The 23,342-nt window shown below is 65.2% G+C and carries 16 protein-coding genes and 1 other RNA gene; 10 read left to right on the forward strand and 7 right to left on the reverse strand.

All coding sequences use genetic code 11. The features are described 5' to 3' along the window. Nucleotides 1-217: 217 nt before the first annotated feature. From lldD to ASF90_RS16995, 4 genes are all read right to left on the reverse strand, one after another. Entirely contained in the window at nucleotides 218-1,378 is a 1,161-nt protein-coding gene (gene lldD, locus ASF90_RS16980; protein WP_055852886.1) for an FMN-dependent L-lactate dehydrogenase LldD, read from the reverse strand. A gap of 220 nt (nucleotides 1,379-1,598) precedes the next feature. After that, nucleotides 1,599-3,116, reverse strand: a complete 1,518-nt coding sequence (locus tag ASF90_RS16985; protein WP_055852888.1) for a carotenoid oxygenase family protein — start codon at nucleotides 3,114-3,116, stop codon at nucleotides 1,599-1,601. Nucleotides 3,117-3,141: 25 nt separating this feature from the next. After that, nucleotides 3,142-3,534, reverse strand: coding sequence for a DUF2141 domain-containing protein (locus ASF90_RS16990; protein WP_055853001.1), 393 nt, complete (start codon nucleotides 3,532-3,534; stop codon nucleotides 3,142-3,144). A gap of 238 nt (nucleotides 3,535-3,772) precedes the next feature. Further along, nucleotides 3,773-4,339, reverse strand: coding sequence for a PEMT/PEM2 methyltransferase family protein (locus ASF90_RS16995; RefSeq protein ID WP_055852891.1), 567 nt, complete (start codon nucleotides 4,337-4,339; stop codon nucleotides 3,773-3,775). Between the two features lie 33 nt (nucleotides 4,340-4,372). On the opposite strand from ASF90_RS16995, the gene ASF90_RS17000 reads away from it, so the two are divergent. The 4 genes from ASF90_RS17000 (at nucleotide 4,373) to ASF90_RS22745 (ending at nucleotide 7,682) form a co-directional block, all read left to right on the forward strand. Next, a complete protein-coding gene (locus ASF90_RS17000) occupies nucleotides 4,373-5,599 on the forward strand; it encodes a sensor histidine kinase (protein ID WP_055852894.1) in 1,227 nt (408 codons plus the stop codon). Further along, complete coding sequence (locus tag ASF90_RS17005) at nucleotides 5,596-6,228, forward strand: response regulator transcription factor (RefSeq protein ID WP_055852897.1); 633 nt, start codon at nucleotides 5,596-5,598, stop codon at nucleotides 6,226-6,228. The genes ASF90_RS17000 and ASF90_RS17005 overlap by 4 nt, the downstream gene beginning before the upstream one ends. A 735-nt stretch (nucleotides 6,229-6,963) precedes the next feature. After that, on the forward strand, nucleotides 6,964-7,215 hold the full coding sequence (locus tag ASF90_RS17010) for a hypothetical protein (RefSeq protein WP_115552481.1): 252 nt from the start codon (nucleotides 6,964-6,966) through the stop codon (nucleotides 7,213-7,215). A 398-nt stretch (nucleotides 7,216-7,613) separates the two neighbouring features. Then, nucleotides 7,614-7,682: non-coding RNA, sX9 sRNA (locus tag ASF90_RS22745), on the forward strand. 4 nt (nucleotides 7,683-7,686) lie between these two features. Here the strand turns inward: ASF90_RS22745 and ASF90_RS17015 are convergent. Beyond that, nucleotides 7,687-8,100: a hypothetical protein gene (locus ASF90_RS17015; RefSeq protein ID WP_055852901.1), complete on the reverse strand. Its 414-nt coding sequence runs from the start codon at nucleotides 8,098-8,100 to the stop codon at nucleotides 7,687-7,689. Further along, the gene (locus ASF90_RS17020; RefSeq protein ID WP_055852903.1) at nucleotides 8,097-11,435 is read right to left on the reverse strand and encodes a winged helix-turn-helix domain-containing protein; all 3,339 of its coding nucleotides are present in this window, start codon (nucleotides 11,433-11,435) and stop codon (nucleotides 8,097-8,099) included. Before ASF90_RS17020 ends, ASF90_RS17015 begins: the two co-directional genes overlap by 4 nt. 316 nt (nucleotides 11,436-11,751) lie before the next feature. On the opposite strand from ASF90_RS17020, the gene fabV reads away from it, so the two are divergent. Beyond that, the gene (gene fabV, locus ASF90_RS17025) at nucleotides 11,752-12,960 is read left to right on the forward strand and encodes an enoyl-ACP reductase FabV (RefSeq protein WP_055852906.1); all 1,209 of its coding nucleotides are present in this window, start codon (nucleotides 11,752-11,754) and stop codon (nucleotides 12,958-12,960) included. Nucleotides 12,961-13,389: 429 nt separating this feature from the next. Next, nucleotides 13,390-13,671 (forward strand): hypothetical protein, encoded by a 282-nt coding sequence (locus tag ASF90_RS17030; protein ID WP_055852909.1) that lies wholly within the window; start codon nucleotides 13,390-13,392, stop codon nucleotides 13,669-13,671. A 132-nt stretch (nucleotides 13,672-13,803) separates the two neighbouring features. Here the strand turns inward: ASF90_RS17030 and ASF90_RS17035 are convergent, their stop codons facing one another. Beyond that, nucleotides 13,804-14,826, reverse strand: coding sequence for a sugar kinase (locus ASF90_RS17035; protein ID WP_055852911.1), 1,023 nt, complete (start codon nucleotides 14,824-14,826; stop codon nucleotides 13,804-13,806). 285 nt (nucleotides 14,827-15,111) lie between these two features. Between ASF90_RS17035 and ASF90_RS17040 the strand changes: the two genes are divergently transcribed. The 4 genes from ASF90_RS17040 (at nucleotide 15,112) to pelA (ending at nucleotide 23,296) form a co-directional block, all read left to right on the forward strand. After that, complete coding sequence (locus tag ASF90_RS17040) at nucleotides 15,112-17,892, forward strand: TonB-dependent receptor (RefSeq protein WP_055852913.1); 2,781 nt, start codon at nucleotides 15,112-15,114, stop codon at nucleotides 17,890-17,892. Nucleotides 17,893-18,076: 184 nt separating this feature from the next. Further along, a complete protein-coding gene (locus ASF90_RS17045; protein ID WP_055852917.1) occupies nucleotides 18,077-21,277 on the forward strand; it encodes a TonB-dependent receptor in 3,201 nt (1,066 codons plus the stop codon). 13 nt (nucleotides 21,278-21,290) lie between these two features. Further along, entirely contained in the window at nucleotides 21,291-22,268 is a 978-nt protein-coding gene (locus ASF90_RS17050) for a pectinesterase family protein (RefSeq protein ID WP_055852919.1), read from the forward strand. Further along, nucleotides 22,268-23,296, forward strand: coding sequence for a pectate lyase (gene pelA / locus ASF90_RS17055; protein WP_055852922.1), 1,029 nt, complete (start codon nucleotides 22,268-22,270; stop codon nucleotides 23,294-23,296). Before ASF90_RS17050 ends, pelA begins: the two co-directional genes overlap by 1 nt. Nucleotides 23,297-23,342 lie beyond the last annotated feature (46 nt).

The following is a 23,342-nucleotide window of genomic DNA, read 5'->3' on the forward strand; positions in this document are numbered from 1 at the left end:
GCTACGCAGAAGCAGTGCGGCGTAGGAGATACGCGTACTTCCCGATGTCGAAGCATCGTGCCCGCTCAAGCAAAGACTGCTGCCGTGTTATGGCCCGCTGAAAGAAGGGCGAACAGCGGTGGCAGACAACGCCGCCATTGCTTATTGCCCGGCATGCACGCAGCAAAACCAATGCGGCCAAGCGCTTTTACCGATTCCCAATTCTCCATTCCCCGATTCAAGGAGACACAGCGTTCTCGCGCGTCACCCGGCTCAACGCATCGCCGCTGATCTCGGCAATCGAATGCGTGCCGGTCAGCGTCATCGCCACGCGCATTTCCTTCTCGATCAAAGTCAGCAAATTTTCTACTCCAGCCTGGCCGCCGGCCGCCAGCGCGTAGACGAATGCGCGGCCCAACAACACCGCATCGGCGCCGAGCGCGAGCATGCGCACCACATCCAGCCCACTGCGGATGCCCGAGTCGGCCAGGATCTTGAGCTGCCCCTTCACCGCATCGGCAATGGCCGGCAACGCGCGTGCGCTGGACAACACGCCATCGAGCTGGCGTCCACCGTGGTTGGACACCACGATGCCGTCGGCGCCGAAGCGCACCGCATCGCGCGCATCGTCCGGGTCCAGGATGCCCTTGATCACCATCGGCCCGGTCCAGAACTCGCGGATCCATTCCAGGTCTTTCCACGCAATCGACGGGTCGAAGTTGGCGCCGAGCCAGCCGATGTAGTCCTGCAAGCCGGTGGGGCTGCCGCGATAGGCCGAGATGTTGCCCAGATCATGCGGTTTGCCGAGCAGGCCCACGTCCCACGCCCAGCGCGGATGCGTCACCGCCTGCAGCATCCGTCGCAGCGATGCATTGGGCCCGCTCATGCCCGAGTGCGCATCGCGGTAGCGCGCGCCCGGCGTGGGCATGTCCACGGTGAACACCAGCGTGGTGACGCCGGCCGCCTTGGCGCGCTCCAGCGCATTGCGCATGAAGCCGCGATCCTTGAGCACATACAGCTGGAACCACATCGGCCGGCTGATGGCCGGCGCCACCTCTTCGATTGGGCACACCGACACCGTGGAGAGGGTGAACGGGATCCCGCGCGCGGCCGCCGCACGTGCGGCCTGCACTTCGCCGCGCCGCGCATACATGCCGGTGAGCCCGACCGGTGCCAACGCCACTGGCATCGCCAGGGTTTCGCCGAACAGCTCGGTGCTCAGGCTCAGGTCGGACATGTTACGCAGCACCCGCTGGCGCAGCGCGATATCGGCCAGATCCGAGACATTGCGCCGCAGCGTGTGCTCGGCATACGCGCCGCCATCGATGTAGTGAAACAAGAAGGGCGGCAAGCGCGCCTGCGCAGCGGCACGGTAATCGGAAGCGGCAGAAATGATCATCGAAGACGGACGACAGCTGCGGGGTAGCCGTTGAGTGTAAGGCGATCGGTGTGTTGCGGGGATGGGCTGCGCGTCTGTTGGTAGCAACGCGTGTCTTACAACGGCCACGCTGTTCGTCAGCGTGGTGATGGCCTTGTCGTTCGCAACGCGCCATGCGTCGCTCGGCGGAGAAGGTTGTCAGCGGTCATAGGACGCAAGCGCGGGCAGGTCCTCCGCCGCGCTATGCAGCCGCCACAAAATGCCCATGGAATCCCAGCGGAATCGCGTAAGGCAGCCATGCCTGCGCGATCGGCCCGGCATCGATGTGCTGTGCGTCCAGCACCATCAACCCGGTGCGTGCGCGCTGGGTGTCGAGCACCGTTCCCACCAGCCAGCCCTGGTCCGGGCGCGTGCTGCCCGGCTTGGCGACGAACACATGTTCTTCGGCCAGCACATGCGAGCCGTAGCGGTGCACCTGGCGGCGGTCGCGTTCCAGGTCGTAGCCGGCCACCGCGTTGAGAAACGGCGACTGGTTCGGGCCATCGATGCACGGCGCATACAGACGTGCGCCGTGCGTGCGTGGGGTGCGGTGGTCGAACAGCGGCAGTTCCAGGTTGTCCACCGGATGCACCTGCCAGTGCGCGCGGCCGCTGGCCAGATCCAGATGCAGGCTGCGTAACTGCACCGCTGCCGGCGTGGCGTTCGGGTCGCCGTGCATGGCCGCGCGCATCGGCGAGCGGGCTTCTTCCGGATCGGTGTGCACGATGGCGCGCACCACGATACGGTCGTGCTGCGCGTAGGCATCGGCAAAGTGATAGGCCACCGCAAAGTCGGCCTCGAACCAGCGCGGTTGGTCCAGTGCATCCTTGGGCACCACCGCAATCCGGCAGGGGGCATCCGGGGTGAAGCGCATTTGCTCGAAGAACGCGCCGTCGCCGTCCAGCCGCCGATACGGCGCCATGACCAGGATCAGATGGCGATCGGTCATCGCAAAGCTGTGCATGTAGGCGGGCGCGTCGGTCTGCAGCAGCTGCACGTTGCGCAACGTGGCATCGGCGCCCAGGTGCCAGAGCACCACGCCGGTGGAGCCCACCACGCTGATCGAGCCGACATTCCAGACGCTGCCATCGTGGTCGGTCAATGGGTGCGCAGAAAACGGCATCGCCGCCAGATCCTCGCGCCAGGTGACCGGGCCGATGGTGCTTAGCGCGTCGGGGTCCAGTTCGATCGCCGAGCCGGCTTCCCATAGCGCGAACAGGCGGCCGTTGAGCATCGTCACCGAGATATTGGCGGTGTTGACGTCGTCGTTGTTGCGCGCCGGCTGCATGTTCGGCACGGAGGTGCCGGCCGCGCGATACAGAAAGCGCCCGGCCTGCTGCTCCTGGGTGAACTTGTGGGTGGCCACCATGCGCCCGCGGTGCTGCACCTGCCCACCGCCCAGCTGCCAGCGGTGCACCATGCCGTCGCCGTCGAACCAGTGTTCGTAGCGAAACCCGGCGCGCTCGGTCCAGGCCGGGCCATTGCGATACAGGCTGCCTGCCAACCCCTCGGGCAGTGCGCCCTGCAGCGTTGCGGTGGCCGGCCCCAGGGTGGGGCTGGTGACGCTACGCCAGCCCAGCAACCACGGCGTGCGTTGCAACTGCGCCTGGAATGCGGCCGCTTCTGCGGCGTGTGCAGGCAGGCTGCGCAAGGCAAAGCCGCCCAGCGCAGCGCTGCCGGTGGCGGCCAGTAACGATTGCAGGAAGCGGCGGCGGTGCATGCATGGCTCCTTTCGCGCGTGGGCCTCAGCGCATCTGCACGCTGAGGCGTTTGCCGCTGGCCGGCAGGTCGAAGACGATTTCGTCGAAGCCGGGTTTACGCATGCCGGTGGGGTTGTTGCTGAAGCCGTAGCCTTCCACCGGCATGCCGATCAGGTTGGTGTCCAGCTTGCCGTTGGCGTTTTCGTCGTGATTGACCATCACCGCGTAGCGCCCGGGCGCCAGATTCTTGAACTGGATATGCGGCGCGCTGCCGGTGATCGGCACCGTCTGCGCCTGCACCGGGGGTTGGGCGTTGTCCAGTTGCGCGGCGGTGGCGATCACCGCAATCCGTAACTGGCCCTGTTGCGAGCGCAGGCCGCTAATGCCCACGTCCAGATCGGCGGCGTTGACGGCAGCGCTGCCAAGCAGGCTGACCAAGGCGACAACGGCGTAAGTGCGGGCAAGCATGCAACTCTCCTGGCAACGATGGGGGATGCGGCGCGCGCAGCCCGATGGTACGCAGCGCGCCGACCCGGCAGCGGTGGCGGCTGTCGCAGATCGGCCGATGCGGCAGCGACACCAGACAGTGCGGCACTGCTCCTGTGTACATGCGGCGCAGGCCGAACCGGTGTGCGAGCGCGCGAAGCCCTGCAGCGTTGCAGGCGCTGCTGCCAACTCACCACACCAGCGGCAGCAAGCGACGGCTCTGCGCGGCATAGGCCGGGTAGGCAACCGGGAAGGCGCGTTGCAGTGCGGCTTCTTCGATCCGGATGCGATGCAGGAACGCCAACGTCACCGGCACCACGATCGCCACCACCGACAACGCATTGCCCATGCCCAGCGCCAGCCCGTAGAAGGCCATCAGCGCGCCGGTATAGGACGGGTGACGCAGCAGGCGATACGGCCCGCTGCGCACCAGTTGGTGGTCCGGCTGGATGGTCACATCCACCGTGAACCAGCGTGCCAGCACCTGGATGGCCCACCCCCGCAGCGCCAACCCGCCGCCGATCAAGGCGCAGCCGGCCCACTGCAGCGGCGCGTGCCAGCTCTGCGGCCAATGCGCCAGCCCGCTATAGGCCAGCGCCACCGCAATGGCCACCGCCGCATACAGCACCCGCCACAACTGCTGCAGCGTGCCCTGATCGTGCGCGCCGCCATCGCTGGCGCGGCGACGGCGGCTGAGCAGCACTTCATAGCCGCCCCAGATCAGATTGAGTGCGAGAAACAGACTGGACGCAGACATGGCGTAACTCCGTGGCGATGGGGTGGGTTGGTGATGCCAGTGTGCGCAGGCGCTGCACCCGGCACAGGGGCCGCAGGTCATCGATCCCACCTGCCGGAAGTCACTTTCTGCAGGCGCACCATTGCCGAGCGGCCACGCGGCGGTCAGCATCGCCGTATGACATCCCCCCTGCGCGACATCGCCAAACCGCTCAACCTGGCCGGCATGCTCACCATCGCGGCGGTCATGCTGTCGTTCGGTCCGGAGCTCTCACCGTCTGCGCGATGGCGCTGGGCCACCTTGATTGGCTTCACCCTGGTGTTCCTGTTGCGCTACCTGCTGCCGCCACGGCCGCTGCCGCAGCGGGGCGCCCTGTTGCTGCAGGCACTGCTGGCGGTGGCCTTGGTCTGGCTGGAGCCGCGCACCGGGACCTCGCCGGTGTTGCTGGTGCTGGTGGTCGCGCAGGCGGCGATACGCTGGCAACCGCCGCAGGTGCTGGCGCTGATGCTGGTGATCAATGCGGCCACGTATGCGATTTTCGTGCAGGCGCATCTCCCGCGCCCACTGCTGATGGTGACCATCTACACCAGCTTCCAGGCCTTTGCCGCGCTGACCGCCAACTACGCGCGCAGTGCCGAACGCGCGCGCGATGCGCTGGCCTACGTCAACGCCGACCTGCTGGCCACACGCGCGCTGCTGGCCGACAGCGCACGCGATGCCGAACGCCTGCGCCTGGCGCGCGAGCTGCACGATGTGGCCGGGCACAAACTCACCGCCATGCGCATCAATCTGCGCCTGCTCAGCGCCGACCCCGCGTTGGCGCAGCGCGACGACATTGCGGTGCTGGAGCAGCTGTCTGCCGAACTGCTGGCCGACATCCGCAACGTGGTGCAGTCCATGCGCGACGATCGCGGCCTGGACCTGCAAACCGCGTTGCGCGCGCTGGCCGCACCGTTCCCGCGCCCGGCGCTGCGCCTGCGCATCGACCCGGATGTGCGCATCACCGATGCCCGCGTGGCGGAGTTATTGCTGCGGCTGGTGCAGGAGGCGCTGACCAATGCGGTGCGGCATGCCGATGCCGATGAAGTCGCGGTGCATCTGCAGTGCGAGAACGCGCAGCTGCGCGTGGACATTCAAGACGACGGCCGCCGCGCCGAGTGCATCCGCGAAGGCAACGGCATCACCGGCATGCGCGAACGCCTGGCGGCCCTGCACGGCCACCTCGATCTAGGCCTCACCCCCACGGGCGGGATGCATCTGACTGCGAGAGTTCCGCTATGAGTTCACTTCGAATCGCCCTGGCCGACGACCAGATCCTGGTCCGCGCCGGCTTGCGCGCCTTGCTGCAGCAGCAAGGCGTGGAGGTGGTCTGCGAGGCCGACGACGGCCAGGCATTGCTGGATGCGCTCAGTGTCACCGCGGTGGATGTGGTGCTCAGCGATATCCGCATGCCTGGCGTCGACGGCATCCAGGCGCTGGGGCAACTGCGCGCCCGCGGCGACCGCACCCCCGTGCTGCTGCTGACCACCTTCGACGACAGCGACCTGCTGTTGCGCGCCACCGAAGCCGGCGCGCAGGGCTTCCTGCTCAAGGACGCCGCCCCGGAAGACCTGCGCGATGCCATCGCCCGCGTCGCTGCCGGCGAAACCCTGCTGCAACCGGTCAGCACCGACCCGGTGCGCGCGCGTTACCAGTTCCGCGACCAACAGGCGCCGAGCGAGACCTTCAGCGAACGCGAGGTGGCGATCCTGCGCCTGCTGGCCGGCGGCTATTCCAACAAGGAAATCGCCCGCACCCTGTTCCTGGCCGAAGGCACGGTGAAGAACTACGTCTCCACCATCCTGGAAAAGCTCGGCACCCGCGACCGCACCCGCGCGGTGCTGAAGGCGATCACCTTGCGGGTGATCTGAGGGCGGGGAGTGGGTGCGAGTGCCAGGCGAAGTGGGGGCATGAGGCTTCGCCCGTACCCTCATCCGCCCCTGCGGGGCACCTTCTCCCGATGGGAGAAGGGAGAGCTCCCTCCCGATGGGAGAAGGGAGAGCTCCATGGCGACCGGGAAGCCTGTCGTCTGCTTCCGGTTGACCAAGGCTGATCAGCATGTCGATGGGGGAATCTTCTGCTGTCGAGGAGAGAATCTTCTTCTGTCGAGGAGCTAGGGGGGGAGCCTAAAGCCCCTCTCCTGCGGGAGAGGGGTTGGGGTGAGGGTACGGGGCGAAGCCACCCGCGGAATCTGACGACACGGAGCTTCGCCCTCAACCTCGCCCATCCCCGCGGAGCAGCTTCGCGCAAAGGGAGAAGTGACAGCCCAGCAGCCAGTCCGCATGGCTCGGTGCCAGCGGCCAGTCACTCCAGTTTTGCCACTTGGTTGACCTAAGAGCTGCACCTAAATGCCCCTTTGCCCACAGGTCACGCAGCTGTGGCGAAGGCAGGCAGCGACGCCAAGCGTGCCGGTCCGTCAACCAGCCCGCACTCCGCACGGCTGCTCTATCTAGCTGTTTCAAAAAGGGTTTCCAGAATCCGTCAGCTTCCACCAGCAACCGTAAGGTTGCCGTCAGGTCTGGCGAGCGGCCACGTACCAAGGTGATCCGGCGGCCACTGGCGCCGCCCGGAAACGCGCCGCGCTCCGGTCTGCTGCGGAGTCCGTCATGCGCCAACCCCGATCCGTCGCTGTGCTTCTCGTTCTGCTCGTCATGGTGGGCTGGTCGGGTCCAACGCAGGCCGAACTGCCCGCACCCTGGGCCCAGGCCGCATTGCTGACCAAGCCGTCGGCGGTCGACCCTGTTCTGCGCATGGTCTTCGGTCCTGGCGAGCTGGACAGGCAGCGCGCCGCAGCCCGCGTCTGCGACAAAGATGCCTGCAATCCGCTCGGCCCCGACGCGTCCCCGGCCTGGTTATGACCACCGCAGGGAGCGAGCAACCACCGGCAGGCAAACAGCGGTCTGTCAGGGTTGCCGGGAACCGGCGGACCCATAGCGTCTTTTCCAAACACGCAGACCGGCACGACAGTGCGCTCCCGGTGCCGACCGTCTGTCTGCGCCGACTGGCACCTCGGTATCCAACGTCGCCGGTGTGACTGACCAGCAGCGGCGCTTGCCAGCAGTGAGCGCATCACGGCTCAGCGCCCTGACGGTCGCCCCCATTGCGCGTCCCTTCTCGCTCGACCGTTCAACCTAGCCGAGCGGCATATCGCCTGGCAGCGAACTGCCAGACCGCGTGCAGCAGCAGATGAGGAGCGAGTAAAAAATCACTGCGCGACCACCAGGCGGGCGCGGCCGGTGCTCAGAATCGGGCGCGTACCACACGCTGCCGGTCCCTGCGCGCCGTCCACACCGACCTGGCAGCCGCTCGCTACGTCTGGTTAGCCGTTCTTATTCTCGGGGCGGACGTTCCTGCGGGTTGATCTTTGGATCGTTGCCGACCTGGGGATCGCAACTGAACCAGACTTTATTTCCTTTCTTGTCCTTGCGGCTTGGGTCTTCAACGATGAGAGTCAGAAAGATCAGTGTGGGGACGCTATTGGCGTTGACGACCGAGACGCTGCGGCCGCCGGAGGCAATCAAGGGTTCACTGATCTGTTTGAACGCGTCGGTCGTCAGCAAACTCTTGATCTTGAAATGCTTGGGAACAACGTCTTCATCGAAGTGATAAGTCAACGTGGATATGCCGTCGTCCTTGTCGACAATCAGCAGATCCGGAGCAAAGCTGTAGAAATATTCGCCAGCGCCCGTGTTTCCTCCGAATCCCACCCGAGCAACCGTGAGCTTGATACTGAAGTCCGTCATGACTTGTCCTGTTCCTTGAGAAGCGGGGCATAGAAGGAGACAAACCCCGGGTGGCGGTAGCCCGCTTGGTACAGCCATCCGAGCTGTTGCGTAACAGCAGTGCGCTGGCCCAGATGCACTTGGGCGCGAATCCAGGGGTCGAGCAGGTTCTTGTCGCGGCTGTTGCCGATGTCCTTGCCAAACAGCGTCACCGCGCGCTGCCATGCAGCACGTGCGCCATTGTCATCGCCCGCTGCTGCGCGTTGTTCGCCCTGCCAGACCAGCGCGAGTGCCAATGTCGAAATAGCCGACAGATCGTCCGGCTTGGCTTGATGCAGTGCATCCACGCGCGCCACGATCTGATCCAGGCTGCCCGCATGAGCGGCCTGGATGTGGTGCAAGCGCAACGCGATGATGGCATCCAGCAATTCCCAGTCGGGCAGCGGCTGCGACTGCTGCAGCAGGCTGGCCATGGTGTGACGCGCCTGCCCCAATTGCTGCGTGGCCTGCGCAGACTGCCCGTCCAATGCGGCGATCCAGCCGGCCTGCGTATAGGCATGCCCCAGATCGCTGCGCCAGGTCTGATTGTCCGGCTGCAAGGCCACCAGCGGCTGCAGGATGCGTACGCTGTCCTGCGCGTCGCGCTGCGCCTGGGGCAGATGACCCTGCACCAACGCCAGATTGGACACGCGGATCAACGACACCGCCAGACGTCGTCGCCAGGCATCGGCGTTGGGGTCCTTGGCGACCAGCACGCGCAGCATCGCGATTTGATCGCGATACCCCTGCTCTGCAGGCGCCAGTAAGCCCTGGTTTTCCTGCGCCAGGCTCAGCCCGGACAAGCTGTCGATCAATTCGTAGCGCAGTGATGCATTGTCCGGAGCGCGCGCGCTGAGCACCCGCTTGAGCGCGATGTCGCGCGCAAAAAATCCGATCGCCGTTGCGACATCGCCCTGCGCGTTGGCCAGCATGCCGAGATTGTTGAGCGCGTACGACAGTTCCAGCTGCCAGTGAGGATCGGCCGGCACGCTGCGCACCAGCCACTCGCTCGCGGCCAGATATTGCGACCAATGGGCGTGCGCCAGCGCGAACTGCTTCTTGCGATAGGCCATATTCCCCAGCCAATACGCGGCCTGGCCGGTTTCCGCATGTGCATCCAGCATGTCGGGTGCGCGCAGGCGTGCCTGCTCGGCGGTGGCGGCCGCACGTGTAAACGCCGCCTGCGCCTCGTCCAACTTGCCCTGGTTCATCAGCACTTCGCCGGTGGTCCGCAGGGCCCGGGCGTGGTTGATCAGATCGCCCGGTTGCATGCTGGCGTTGGGCAGATCTTCCAGATAGCGCAGCGAGCGGCTGCCTACGCTGTCGAGCAGCTTGAGATTGCCTACGGTGCGCAACTGCTCGGCCAGATCGCCCAGCATGTAGCTCACCAGTTGCTGGGCCTGATCGCGGCGCTCTTCTGCCACTTGCTGGGCCTGGCGCGCCTGCCAACCGAGCAGGAGCGATGCGCTGGCCAGCACCACCAACAAGGTGGCGGCTGTTGCATACAGGCCGCGGCGGCGTTGCTGCGAGCGTTCGCAGGCACGCAGGAACGCCACATCCACCGCATCCAGATCCTGCGGCATGCGCCGTGCGGCTTCGCGCGCTTCGCTCAACGGGCGCCCGCTGTTGAGCAGGTGATCGGTGCGCCGGCCCTCGCTTGCCCAGCGCTGCGCGGCCAGCTGCAGGCGCTTGCGTGCCTGCAGCAGTCGGCGGTTTTCGTGGATCCACTCGGCCGCGCGTGGCCATTGCCGCAACAAGGCTTCGTGCGCCACCGCAAACCCCGGCTCGCCGGCCACCAGTTCGCTGACAAACAGCCGCGCATGCACGAAGGCATCGACCAGCGCATGCGCTGCACCGTCGGCCGGCAATGCCGACCAGGGTGCACGGCGTGCGGTCACCGCAGCGCTGTCGGGGTGGATGACGCTCAGCTGTGTCAGCACCTCGCCAAGCGCTGCCTGCGCGGCGGCCGGCAAGGCACGAAAGGTCGCTTCGGCATGGTGCGTCAACGCGCCTTCCAATCCACCCAAGGCGCGGTAGGCCGCAAACGTCAGCAGGCCATCGTCGCTGCGCTGCGCGTGTAGCGCATGCAACAAATGCTGCAACAACGGCAACGCATCGGGCTGGCGTGCGGTGGCGTCGCGCAGTACATCGTCCAGGCGGCTGACGCTGTCGTGCTCTTCTTCGAAGCGCAGCCCGGCCATCGCCGCGGGCACGCGAATGATCTGGCCGATCTCGCCGTCGCGCGGCGGCAGCAGATCCACATGCCCGTCGCCGCGTTTGAGTTCGACGATGTCCGGCAAGGCATCGATCAGCCGCGGATAAAAGTCGCTGCGGGTCAGCAGTAACACCGCCACATGCGCGCTGCTGCACAGCGCCTGCAATACAGCGGCCAGCGCGCTGCGGTCGGCATCGGTGATGCCGGGTGCGGCCACCATGGCTTCGGCATGGTCGATCACCAGCAGCAGATGCCGCTGGGTCTGCGCGCTATCGCGTACCGGGGCGCTATACCGTAGCGCTTCGACGATTGCGGCATGCAGCGGGGCAGGGTGTTGCAGCCACTCGGCAAGCCGTGCCAGTTGCGCGGGCGAGAACACCGCGCGCTCGGCGATTGACCAGTCGCCGAGTGCGCGCGCGAGCGTGTCTTGCACATCGCCGCCACGGCATTGCGCCAGATTGCAGTACGTCACCGCCACCGCTTCCAGCCCATCCAGCCCGCCGGCGTGCGACAGCAACGGCACCACGCCGGCCCGCAGCAACGAGGTCTTGCCGCAGCCGCTGGCCCCGCTCACCAGCACCAGCCCGCGCTGGCTGTGCAGCTGCGCGCGCAACGCCGCAACGACTTGTGCAATTGCGTGACTGCGGCCGAAAAACACCTCTGCGTGCGCCGGGTCGAACGCCTGCAGGCCCACGTACGGGCTGCCCTGCGCCCACGACCCGGTGCCGATCACCGCGCCGCGATACTCCTGCGGAAACACCACCTTGGGCAGCAACCGATAGCCGCGTTTGCGGATGGTTTCGATAAAGCGCGGCTGGCGGCTGTCGTCGCCCAGCTTGCGGCGCAGCTGCGCGATGGTCTTGTGCACCGGGTTATCGCCGTAAAAGCTGCCGTGCCACACCTCGATCAGCAGCTGCTCGGCGCTGATCACTTCGCCGGCGCGCTCGGCCAGTGCGATCAGCACTTCCATCATGCGCGGTTCCAGCGTGATGGTCTGGCCGTCGTCGATCAGCGTCAGCCGCTCGGGCTCGACCAGCAGCGGGCCGAGGCGGAACCGCGGAACGGAGCTTAGCTGCGTGACGCGCTCGCTACGAAGAGACATCGCTCGGATACCGGTCGTACAACTGGAAGGGGCCTGGACAATCGCCAACAGGCACGGCACGGCAGCCCCGAAAAATAGCACAGCTGTTGCGGCGGCAATTGCCCGGCGTCGCGCTTCACACGGTGTGACGCGCGAGCGCAGGGCAGTGCTGTCGGGCGCGGCGGGCCGGTGGCTGGCAGGGCGACGCGCGTGGCAGGCAGTCGCCGCGCGCGGGCGCATCGCCCTCCATACAGCAGCGTGTGTTACGCATCAGGCTGTTTCGCATGCGGTGCACCGATTAAGATGCCGCCAGCATCTTGCTGACCAGGAGTCCACGTTGATCATCCATCCCAAAGTGCGCGGCTTCATCTGCACCACCACGCATCCGCTTGGCTGCGAGCGCAATGTGCTCGAGCAGATCGCCGCAACGCGCACGCGCGGCGTGCGCAACGACGGCCCGAAGAAGGTCTTGGTGATCGGCGCGTCCAGCGGCTACGGCCTGGCTTCGCGCATCACTGCCGCGTTCGGGTTCGGTGCGGACACGCTGGGCGTGTTCTTCGAAAAACCCGGCACCGCCACCAAGGCCGGCACCGCCGGCTGGTACAACTCGGCGGCTTTCGACAAACACGCCAAGGCCGCGGGCCTGTACAGCAAGTCGATCAATGGCGATGCGTTTTCGGATGCGGCGCGCGAAAAAGTGATCGAGCTGATCAAGACCGAGATGGGCGGCAGCGTCGATCTGGTGGTGTATTCGCTGGCCTCGCCGGTGCGCAAGCTGCCGGGCAGCGGCGAAGTGAAACGCTCGGCGCTCAAGCCGATCGGCAACACCTACACCGCCACCGCCATCGACACCAACAAGGACGCCATCATCCAGGCCTCGATCGAGCCGGCGACCGAGCAGGAAATCGACGACACCATCACCGTGATGGGCGGGCAGGATTGGGAACTGTGGATCGACGCGCTGGAAGGCGCCGGCGTGCTCGCCGATGGCGCACGCAGCGTGGCCTTCAGCTATATCGGCACCGAAATCACCTGGCCGATCTACTGGCACGGCGCGCTGGGCAAGGCCAAGGTGGACCTGGACCACACCGCGCAACGCTTGAACGCGCGCCTGGCCGCCCGCGGCGGCAGCGCCAATGTAGCGGTGCTCAAGTCGGTGGTGACACAGGCCAGCGCGGCGATCCCGGTGATGCCGCTGTACATCTCCATGGTCTACAAGATCATGAAGGAAAAGGGCTTGCACGAAGGCACCATCGACCAGCTCGACCGCCTGTTCCGCGAGCGCCTGTACCGCGAAGACGGCCAGCCGGCCGAGCTGGATGACGAAAACCGCCTGCGCCTGGACGACTGGGAACTGCGCGACGACGTGCAGGACGCCTGCAAGGCGCTATGGCCGCAGGTCACCACCGAGAACCTGTTCGCGCTCACCGACTACGCCGGCTACAAGCACGAGTTTCTCAAGCTGTTCGGCTTCGAGCGCGACGACGTGGATTACGACGCCGATGTGGCGACGGACGTGAGCTTCGATTGCATCGAGCTGGGGTGAATGGGGAATCGGGAATGGGGAATCGAGAATCGCAAGAGCGTGGCTCCCTACTCTTCCAATTTCCGCGCACACGGAGCTATAGAAAACGGCCGGCAGTGATGCCGGCCGTTCTTATGGGGGCAGGCCGTGGCTTGCTGTTGTTGTGTGGCTCTGCGCCGCGATGCGCTATCGACGCGCTGATACGGCGGGCTACTGCAGTGCCGCGTCGCGGCTGCCGGTGACGCATCCGGCGCGCTCGCTAACGCCTTCATTGCCAGCCAGGCGGATGATGCAACGTCTAGCGGCCTTCCTCTTCTCCGCCCGTCGGGCCGCTTTTCTCGAGGGAAAGGCGATCTGCGCTTGTGTTCCTCATCACACCCTTGATGCACGCACCATTGCGTCAATAACGCGGCATCCATCCCCAATCACCACTCCCACTCCTGGCACCCAATGGACAAACTCATCGCCCATCTCGTGCTGGCCTTGCTCGTCAGCACCGCCTGCGCTGTGCTGTTGCGCTTTGTTCGGGTGCATGGCGCGCTCAAGGCACTGGCCAATCTCGCAATCACCACCGCGGTAGTCTGCGCCGCGGTGATGCAGGATGGCTCAGCACCACCCTGGCAGAACGCGCTGTTGATTGCGGCGTTTTTCAGCGTCCCGGCATCGGTCTGCGTGGTGCTGGTGAGTGCCGTAATGGCGTGGGTCATCAACAAGCGCCGCACGCGCCGCTAGTCCGTGCCGATCTGAGGTTTGCGAGATCGCACTGGGGCGCGCTCAAGATGCCTCATCGCTCCAACGCGGTCAGAGCAGCGGCATGAAAGCGCTCTTACGATTCCCCAATCCCGATTCCCGATTCCCCGCTCCTCACCGCTTCACATCGAATCGCGCATCGCCCACGCACGCCTGCACATCGGCCACCGACAGCGGATTGAAATCGCCGGGAATCGAGTGCTTCAAACAACCGGCAGCCAGGCCGAAGCGCACCGTGTCGTCCAGCGACCAGCCTTCGATCAGGCCGTGCAGCACGCCGGCGGCAAACGCATCGCCACCGCCGATGCGGTCGATGATGGGGGTGAGTTCTTCGCTGGGCGCGCGCGCCACCGCGCCCTCGCGCGGCACCAGCATCGCGCCCAGGCTGTGGTGGTCCACGTTATGCGCCACGCGTTGCGTGCAGGCCATCAACTGCAGCTGCGGGAATGCGGCAAACGCCTGCTGCGCGGCTGCTTCCACGCGCGCTTCCAGCGTGTCCTGCGGGAACTCGCCACCGAGCACCACACCGATATCGCGGTAGTCGGCAAACACCACATCGGCACAGTCGAACAGCTGATGCAGGATGCCGCGCGCATCGCCCTGCCAACGCTGCCATAACTTGGGCCGGTAGTTGCCGTCGAACGACACCTTGACCCCGGCCGCCCGCGCAGCGCGCGCTGCCGCCAGCGCGGCCTGCGCCACCTCGGCGCCCAGCGCCGGGCTCACCCCGGACAGGTGCAGCCATTGCGCACCCTCAAGCAGGCGCGGCCAGTCATAGGCATCGGCGGACGCCAGCGCAAACGCCGAATCGGCGCGGTCGTAGACCACTTCGCTGGGGCGATGGATCGCGCCGGTGGTCAAAAAGTACAGGCCCATGCGGCCATCCACGCGCCGCACATGGCGGGTATCGACGTCATGCCGGCGCAGCTCGCCGAGTACCGCGGCACCCAGCGGGTTGTCGGCCACGGTGCTGACCATCGCCACGTCGTGACCGAAATGCGCCAGCGACACGCCGACATTGGCTTCTGCACCACCGCAATGCACGTCCAGTCGCGGCTGCTGCAACAGCAGCTCATGACCAGGCGCCCCCAGGCGCAGCAACAACTCTCCAAAACACAGGATGCGGGCTCGACTCATGCGGTAGTACCTCGTCTGTGTGGTGCGTCACGGGGTGGGGGACCGGTGGCGCGTTACGATGACCATCGGTGTCATTCTAGCCGGCAGCAAACCCGCCGGGCGAGCGTCATGATGCGACCTGAAGCGACCGCTTGCACCCCTTTAGGGCAAATATGATGACGTTTTCTGCTGCGCTGCAAGATGTTGAACGACGATTCAGCTGGTAACGTCGTTTTGACCAGCGGTGTCATTGCCGCTCACACCCCCGCATTTCACATTGTTCATGGACCCTTGGGAGGGGAGGACATGCAATTTCGGACCACCAACCGGAAGACACCGGTTACCTTGCTGGCGTTGTCGATCGGCCTGGCGCTGAGCGGCCACCTGGCAGCACAAGAAACCACCCAAGCGCCTGCAGAACCGGCCGTGGACCTGGACACCGTCACGGTGACCGGCTATCGCGCCTCGGTGGAAAAGGCCCTGGACATCAAGCGCGGCGAAGCCGGCGTGGTCGATGCGATTGTCGCTGAAGACATCGGCAAGTTCCCCGACCTCAACCTGGCCGAATCGCTGCAGCGCATCCCCGGCGTAGTGATCACCCGTGAGGCCGGCGAAGGCCGCGCCATTTCGGTGCGTGGTCTGGGCCCGGAGTTCACCCGCGTGCGCATCAACGGCATGGAAGCGCTCACCACCGTGGGCGCCGGCGACCAGAGCGGTGGCACCAACCGCGGCCGCGGCTTCGACTTCAACGTGTTCGCCTCGGACCTGTTCTCGCAGCTGATCGCGCGCAAGACCGCCTCGGCCGATGTGGAAGAAGGCTCGCTCGGCGCCACCGTCGACCTGCGCACCGCGCGTCCGTTCGACTACAACGGCTTCACCTTCGCTGCCAGTACCCAGGCCGCTTATAACGCGATGGCCGAAAAGGCCAACCCGCGCGTGGCCGGCTTGATCGCCAATACCTGGGCCGACAACACCTTCGGCGCCTTGCTGTCGGTGGCCTACACCGAGCGCGAAGTGCTGGAAGAAGGTTCCAACACCGGCCGCTGGGCCAATGGCCCCAGCAACGGCGGCTTCAGCGCCACCTCGCCGTTCGCCGCCGCGCGCTCGGCAGATGTCTACCACCCGCGCTTCCCGCGCTACACCCAGCAGATCCACGACCAGCAGCGCCTGGGCATCACCGGCTCGCTGCAGTGGAAGCCGTCCGATCGCACCACGCTGTCGCTGGACATGCTGTATTCCAAGATCGACGCCAAGCGCGACGAGCATTACATCGAAGCGATCTCCTTCAGCCGCAACCGCGACGGGCTCACCCCGCGTCGTGCAGTGCGCGACGGCAAGCCGGCCACCATCGTGCGCAACGGCGAGATCCGCAACAACGCCTTGGTCTACGGCGAATTCGACAATGTCGACATCCGTACCGAAAACCGCCACGACGAGTGGAACACCGAGTTCAAGCAGATCAGCTTCGACATGGAGCATCGTTTCAACGATGCCTTCAGCGTCAATGCCCGGGTGGGCACCTCGCGCTCTGCGCACGAGAACCCGATCCAGACCACCATCATCATGGACAAGTACGACGTCGACGGGTACAGCTACGACTACCGCGGCAACAACCGCGCGCCGGTGCTGAACTACGGGATCGACCCGACCAATCCCAATGGCTGGGAGCTGGCCGAAATCCGTTTGCGTCCGCAGTCGGTGGATAACGACTTCGACACCGGCCAGATCGACTTTAACTGGAACGTCAGCCCCGGCTTCCGCCTCAAGGGCGGCGTGCTGGCCAAGAACTACACGTTCAGCACTGTCGAACTGCGCCGCGCCAACGAGCTGGCCGTGCCCACCTTCGCCAACGGCACCACCATCGTGCCGGCAGACCTGACCGAACAGGCAGGGCTCAAGGGCATCAACGGCAGCCCCAATGCCTGGGTCGTGCCCAACCTGGATGCGGTGGCCGATCAGTTCGGCATCTACAGCAACAGCGGCACCTTTGCAGTGGCTCCGCGCGTCAACAACAGCCGTAGCGTCGAAGAAAAAGACCGCGGCGTGTGGTTGATGGGCGAGTTCTCCACCGACCTGGGGTCCATTCCGCTGTCGGGTAACTTCGGCGTGCGTTACGTGCGTACCGAGCAGGAGTCCACCGGGTTCGCATTGATCAACAACATCCCGACGCAGACCACCGTGGGCCGCAAGTACAACAACACGCTGCCCTCGTTCAATCTGGTCGCCGAGCTGATGCCCGACCTGCTGCTGCGCCTGGGTGCGGCCAAGGTCATGAGCCGTCCAGGCCTGGGCAGCCTCACCCCCGGCGTCACCGTGGCTGTGGCCGGCGGGTCGCGCACCGTGGCCGGCGGCAACCCGGATCTGGACCCGATCGAAGCCACCAACGTCGACCTCGGCCTGGAGTGGTACTTCAACGAAGGCGCCATGGTCGGTGTTGGCCTGTTCTACAAGGACATCGAAAGCTTCATCCAGACCGCGCGCGAAGTACGCCCGTATTCCAGCAGCGGCCTGCCGGCCTCGTTGCTGGACGGCACCGGTGCCACCGTCAACGACGACTTCGCCTTCAGCATCCCGCTCAATACCCCGGGCGGCGAATTGAAGGGCGTGGAAGCCAACTACACCCAGCCCTTCACCTTCCTGCCGGGCAAGTGGGCCAACCTGGGCGTGCAGCTCAACTACACCTGGGTTGATTCGCAGATCCAGTACCTGGCCAGCAGCGGCGCGCCGGTGATGAAGAACGATCTGCTCGGGCTGTCGCGCTCGTCGTGGAATGCCACGTTGTTCTACGAAGGCGAATCCTTCGCAGGGCGCGTGTCGGCCACCAACCGCGACGACTACCTGACCCAGGCACCGGGTTCGGAAGCCGGCTTCAACGTCGATGGCGTGCACGGCATGACCGGCACCACCATGATCGACGCCTCGCTGCGCTACAAGATCAGCAAGCAGCTGGAGCTGAGCCTGGAAGGCATCAACCTCACCAACGAAGCCTCCGATGAATGGGTGTCGTCGCCGCGCACCGGCCAGTTGCCGCTGCAATACGGTGAAACCGGTCGCCAGTTCCTGCTCGGCGCCCGCTACAAGTTCTAAAAGCGTGTCCGCCCGCTGCGCACACGCGCAGCGGGCCTGATTCCAACGCCTGATCGCGATGACGTCTTGCGCCCGGTTTTTCGGGCGCGCATGCAACGCGGTGGGCGGGATGTTTCGTGCGACGCCGATGGCCTTGGGGGGCTGAGCGCGTCTTTGCAGCCAGTGCCAGGGAGAGAGCCGCATCATGCAAGCCCGTTCGTGTCGTCCTGCCCACGCGGCAGGCGCCCGCCTGTCCGCCGCGCGTCTGTCGGTGGCCATCGTGCTGGCCTTGCACGGTGTCGGCGCTGCCGCGCAAACCGTCGGTTCGCCCACCACGCCCACCGATCCGGTGGATCTGGACCGTGTGCAGGTCAAGGCCACCTACCGCGAAAGCCTTCAGCAATCGCTGGACGCCAAGCGTTACAGCGTGGAGCAGGTGGATGCGATCTATGCCGAAGATATCGGCAAGTTTCCCGATCTGAATCTGGCCGAATCGATGCAGCGCATCGCCGGCGTCTCCATCGACCGCGAAGGCGGCGAGGGCAAGCAGATCTCGGTGCGCGGCCTGGGTTCGGATTTCACCCGCGTGCGCATCAACGGGCTGGAAGCACTGGCCACCGCCGGCAGCGGCAGCGATGGCGTCAACCGCAGCCGTGGCTTCGACTTCAATACCTTTGCCTCCGAGTTGTTCAGCCGCGTCACCATCAGCAAGACCCAGTCGGCGCAGATGGACGAAGGCTCATTGGGCGCCACTGTCGATTTGCGTGGCTCGCGCCCGTTCGACTTCGACGGCTTTGAAGCTGCTGCGTCCACGCAATACGGCTACAACGATCTCTCGCGCGAAAAAGACCCGCGCTTCTCCGGCCTGATCAGCAACATCTGGGCCGATGGTCGCGTCGGCGCGTTGATGTCGGTGTCCTACAGCGAGCGCCATCTGCGCGAAGAAGGCTACAACCCGGTGCGCTGGGAGCACGGCAACTACCGCAACTCCAACCAGAGCACCGCCACCAACAACGGCACCTACGGGTTCTGCTCGCCAGTGGGCTACAACCCGCAAACCCCGCGCAACCCGTTGTCGAATGAAACCCGCGCCGGCGTGGGCTCGCAGGCCAACCAGGACCGCAACAACGGCTGGGGCAGTTACGGCATCAGTGCCACCAGCTGCGGCACCGGCATCGCGCGCCCGGCCAATACGCCCGAAAACATCCAGGCCTACGAAACCGCCACCGATGCCTGGATTCCGCGCTACCCGCGCTATATCCGCACCGATCACGAGATCAAGCGGCTCGGTGTCACTGGCGCACTGCAATTCAAGTTCAGCGACGACACGCTGCTTAACGTCGACCTGCTGTATTCCAAGTTGGACAAGGACCAGCGCGAAGACTCGGTTGGCGCCAACCTGCACCGCACCGCCAACTTCGGCGGCAAGACCCAGATTGCGGTGCGCGAAGCGCAGGTGGACGAGCAGAACCGCCTCACCTACGGCGTGTTCGACAACGTCGACTACCGCACCGAATCCAGCACCATCGAAGAATCCACCGAGTTCAAGCAGTTCAACCTGGACCTGGCACACCGCTTCAACGACCAGGTGCGCATGACTGCATTGGTCGGCCATTCCACCTCCGATTACGAGCGCCCGGTGTTCTCGCTGGTCAGCTTCGACAACACCAACCTCGACGGTTTCGTGCTCGACCGGCGTAACGGTGGCGATTACCCCAGCATGACGTTCCCGTTCGACGCCGCCGACCCCAATAACTGGCAGTGGCTGGGCTATGGCGCGGTGCCGGTCAACAGCAATGGCACCGCGCGCGGCACCAACATCAGCGAAGTGCGGCTCAATCCGCAGTCGGTCAGCAACACCTTCGACACCGCCAAGCTGGATCTGGAATTCAACATCAATTCCACCTTCACCTTCCGCACCGGTCTGGCCTACAAGGACTACGACATGGAGACGACCGAGTCGCGCCATGTCTCCTACGGTCGCCTGGCGCAGGCGTTGCCGGCCGGCGTGGGCGTGGGCGATCTGAACACCACGCTGGAAGGCTTCGGCCGCAGCTTGAACGGCAACTTCCCCACCACCTGGGTGATTCCGGATTTCCAGAAAGTCGCCGACCTGCTCAACATCAATTGCAACTGCGATACCGGCGTGCCCGGTGGCGATTACCGCCTGGCCGATGTCGGCCATTTCGGCTCGTCCAACAACAATTTCGCGGTCAACGAAAAGAGCCTGGGCACGTATCTGCAGCTGGATTTCAATACCGACCTGTGGGGTCGCGCGCTGCGCGGCAACCTGGGCGTGCGCTACGTGCAGACGCAGATCGCCGCCAGCGGCTATGCACCGTGCACGGCCACCGCCTCCGGCGCCATCTCGCCCAACTGCGAGTCGTTCTTCGGCGTGGCCAGCGCCACCGCCAACCCCGGCGAGCGCCTGCTGGTGCCCACCACCGTCAATCACAACTACCGCGATGTGTTGCCCTCGTTGAACCTGTCATGGGATGTCAGCGATGAGGTCGTGCTGCGCTTCGGTGCGGCCAAGACCATGGCACGCCCCACGCTGGCCTACCTGTCGCCCAGCGTCAGCGGCGGCCCCACCCAGTTCTTCGATGACGGGCGCTTTTTCTCGATCAATCTGGGCAATCCCAAGCTCGACCCGTTCCGCTCCACCAACTACGACCTCAGCGCCGAATGGTATTTCCGCGAAGGCTCGCTGCTGTCGGCGGCGGTGTTTTACAAGGACATCCAGAGTTACGTGCAGCGCACCCGCGTGCTCACCACCTGGGAAGCGATGGGCTACTCGCTGGATCTGCTGCCCGCAGGCTTCACCCCGGACACCATCTTCAATGTGCAGAGCTACTTCAACACGCCCGGCGGCCCGCTCAAGGGCTTCGAGCTGACCTATCAGCAGGCCTTCGATTTCCTGCCCGGCTTCTGGCGCAACTTCGGCGTGCAGCTCAACTACACCCAGGTCGATTCCAAGATCAATTACCTGTTCAGTACCGCCGGCAACAGCAATACCAGCATCACCACCACCACCACCGAGCGCGACCTGCTCAACCTCTCGCCGCAGTCCTACAACGCCACCGTCTATTACGACGACGGCCGCTTCAGTGCGCGCGTGTCCACCAGTTATCGCGATGGCTACATCAACAACATCCTCGCCCAGGAAGACGTCTACGACCTGGACGGCAAGCGTCTGGTCACCGCCGATGTCACCGGCAAATACAGCGTTGAAAACGTCGATTTCAACATGTCCTACAAGCTCAACGACCACCTGTCGCTGACCTTTGAGGCGATCAACCTTCTCGACACCCCCGACCGTCGCTACGTCGATTCCACGCTGGAACTGCCGGATAAATACACCGTCACCGGACGCCAGTACTACGTCGGCGCGCGCTACAAGTTCTAACAGGAGCACAGCAATGCAACTGCATCGCAGGATCGTGTTACGCAACCTCGCCACCACCGCCATGCTCGCGGGGCTCTCGCTCTGCAGCACGGTGGCCCTGGCCGCCGACCCGGTCTACACCGTGGCCAAGCAGGGCAGCGCCGGCTACCGCACCGTACAGGCCGCCATCGACGCCGCCGTACAGGGCGGCAAACGCGCGCAGATCAACATCGGCGCCGGCACCTACCAGGAACTGATCGTGGTGCCGTCCAACGCACCGGCGCTCAAGCTCATCGGCGCTGGCCCCACCCAGACCATCATCACCTACGACAACTACGCCTCGCGCATCAATCCGGCCACCGGCAAGGAATACGGCACCTCCGGCTCGTCGAGCGTCATCATCGCCGGCAACGACTTCACCGCCGAAAAACTCGCCTTGGGCAATCACGCAGGCCCGGTGGGGCAGGCGGTGGCGGTGCGTGTGGATGGCGACCGCGCTGCCTTCCGCAACGTGCGCTTCCTCGGTTACCAGGACACGCTGTACCTGCGCGGCGCCAAGCTGTCGTACTTTTTGGATTGCTATGTGGAAGGCACGGTGGACTTCGTGTTCGGCGCCGGCACCGCGCTGTTCGAAAACGTGCAATTGCACTCGCTGGGCGATGGCTATCTCACCGCCGCCTCCACCCCGCAGGAAAGCGCGCGCGGCTTCGTGTTTCGCAACGCCCGCGTCACCGCCGCCAGCGGTGTCTCGCGCGTGCACCTCGGGCGCCCGTGGCGGCCGTATGCCAGCGTCAGCTTCATCAGCAGCCAGCTGGGCGCACACATCCTGCCCGAAGGCTGGAACAACTGGGGCAACACCACCAACGAGGCGACCGCCCGCTATAGCGAATACCAGAGCAGCGGCAACGGCGCCAACCCGTCGCGCCGCGTGAAGTGGTCGCGCCAGCTCACCGCTGCGCAGGCCGCCGCGCTGGACCGTAACACCATCCTGGGCAGCTGGAGGCCGTTCTGATGATCCGCTTATCGACACTCGCATTCACCACCGCATTGCTGCTGGCCCCGCTGTCGGCCATGGCCGACAAGATCGCCGACAACATGTTGCTGCTGCAGACCGCCTCCGGTGGTTGGTCCAAGCAGTACAAGGGCGTGGCGGTGGACTACACGCGCACCTTTACCGCCGCCGAAATCGCCGAGCTGCAACAACCCGGGCGCAAGGACGACGCCACCATCGACAACAAGGCGACCACGTCCGAAATCACATACCTGTCCACCGCCTTCAAGAACGAAAAGAACGCCAAGTACATCGCTGCCGCACGCCGTGGCGTGGACTATCTGCTCAAGGCGCAGTACGCCAACGGCGGCTGGCCGCAGTTCTATCCGGATCTGTCGTCTTACCACCATCAGATCACCTACAACGATGATGCGATGGTGCGCGTGCTCAACCTGCTGCAAGACATCGGCGAGGGCAAGGGCGACACCGGCGCGCAGCTGCGCAGCAGCCACGGCGCACGCGCAGTGCAGGCCGTCACCAAGGGCCTGGAATGCGTGCTTGCCACCCAGGTCAAGATCGGCAGCACGCTCACCGTGTGGGGCGCGCAGTACGACGAAGTCACGCTCAAGCCGGCCAAGGCACGCGCGTATGAACTGGCCTCGTTGTCGTCCAGCGAGTCGGTGAGCATCGTGCGGTTTCTGATGCGCCAGCCCAACCCGTCGGCCAAGATCAAGACCGCGGTGCAATCGGCCGGTGTCTGGTTCGACACCCACCGCATGCGCGATCTGGCCACCAAGAAAATCGACGACCCCAATCAGGAAACCGGCAAGGACGTGATCCTGGTCGCGCAACCCGGTGCGTCGTTATGGGCACGCTTCTACGACCTGCAAAATCAACGGCCCTTGTATGCCAACCGCGAGGGCAAAGCCTTGACCGACTACATGCAGGTGCCCAACGAACGCCGCGTCGGCTATGCCTGGCATGGCACCTGGCCGGACAAGTTGTTGAAGGACGAGATCCCCAAGTGGAAGGCCGCAAACGGGCTGTAGTGGACGCAGCGATCGCACCACCGCACGCGGCGCAGGCTGGCGCGCG

Origin of the sequence: Xanthomonas sp. Leaf148, from assembly GCF_001423585.1 — a bacterium.
Classification (GTDB): domain Bacteria; phylum Pseudomonadota; class Gammaproteobacteria; order Xanthomonadales; family Xanthomonadaceae; genus Xanthomonas.

Coding starts and splice junctions, on each gene's coding strand:
- lldD (WP_055852886.1), bottom strand. CDS start 1,378: ATGATCATTTCTGCCGCTTCCGATTACCGTGCCGCTGCGCAGGCGCGC.
- ASF90_RS16985 (WP_055852888.1), bottom strand. CDS start 3,116: ATGCACCGCCGCCGCTTCCTGCAATCGTTACTGGCCGCCACCGGCAGC.
- ASF90_RS16995 (WP_055852891.1), bottom strand. CDS start 4,339: ATGTCTGCGTCCAGTCTGTTTCTCGCACTCAATCTGATCTGGGGCGGC.
- ASF90_RS17000 (WP_055852894.1), top strand. CDS start 4,373: ATGCCAGTGTGCGCAGGCGCTGCACCCGGCACAGGGGCCGCAGGTCAT.
- ASF90_RS17005 (WP_055852897.1), top strand. CDS start 5,596: ATGAGTTCACTTCGAATCGCCCTGGCCGACGACCAGATCCTGGTCCGC.
- ASF90_RS17010 (WP_115552481.1), top strand. CDS start 6,964: ATGCGCCAACCCCGATCCGTCGCTGTGCTTCTCGTTCTGCTCGTCATG.
- ASF90_RS17015 (WP_055852901.1), bottom strand. CDS start 8,100: ATGACGGACTTCAGTATCAAGCTCACGGTTGCTCGGGTGGGATTCGGA.
- ASF90_RS17020 (WP_055852903.1), bottom strand. CDS start 11,435: ATGTCTCTTCGTAGCGAGCGCGTCACGCAGCTAAGCTCCGTTCCGCGG.
- ASF90_RS17030 (WP_055852909.1), top strand. CDS start 13,390: ATGGACAAACTCATCGCCCATCTCGTGCTGGCCTTGCTCGTCAGCACC.
- ASF90_RS17035 (WP_055852911.1), bottom strand. CDS start 14,826: ATGAGTCGAGCCCGCATCCTGTGTTTTGGAGAGTTGTTGCTGCGCCTG.
- ASF90_RS17040 (WP_055852913.1), top strand. CDS start 15,112: ATGCAATTTCGGACCACCAACCGGAAGACACCGGTTACCTTGCTGGCG.
- ASF90_RS17045 (WP_055852917.1), top strand. CDS start 18,077: ATGCAAGCCCGTTCGTGTCGTCCTGCCCACGCGGCAGGCGCCCGCCTG.
- ASF90_RS17050 (WP_055852919.1), top strand. CDS start 21,291: ATGCAACTGCATCGCAGGATCGTGTTACGCAACCTCGCCACCACCGCC.
- pelA (WP_055852922.1), top strand. CDS start 22,268: ATGATCCGCTTATCGACACTCGCATTCACCACCGCATTGCTGCTGGCC.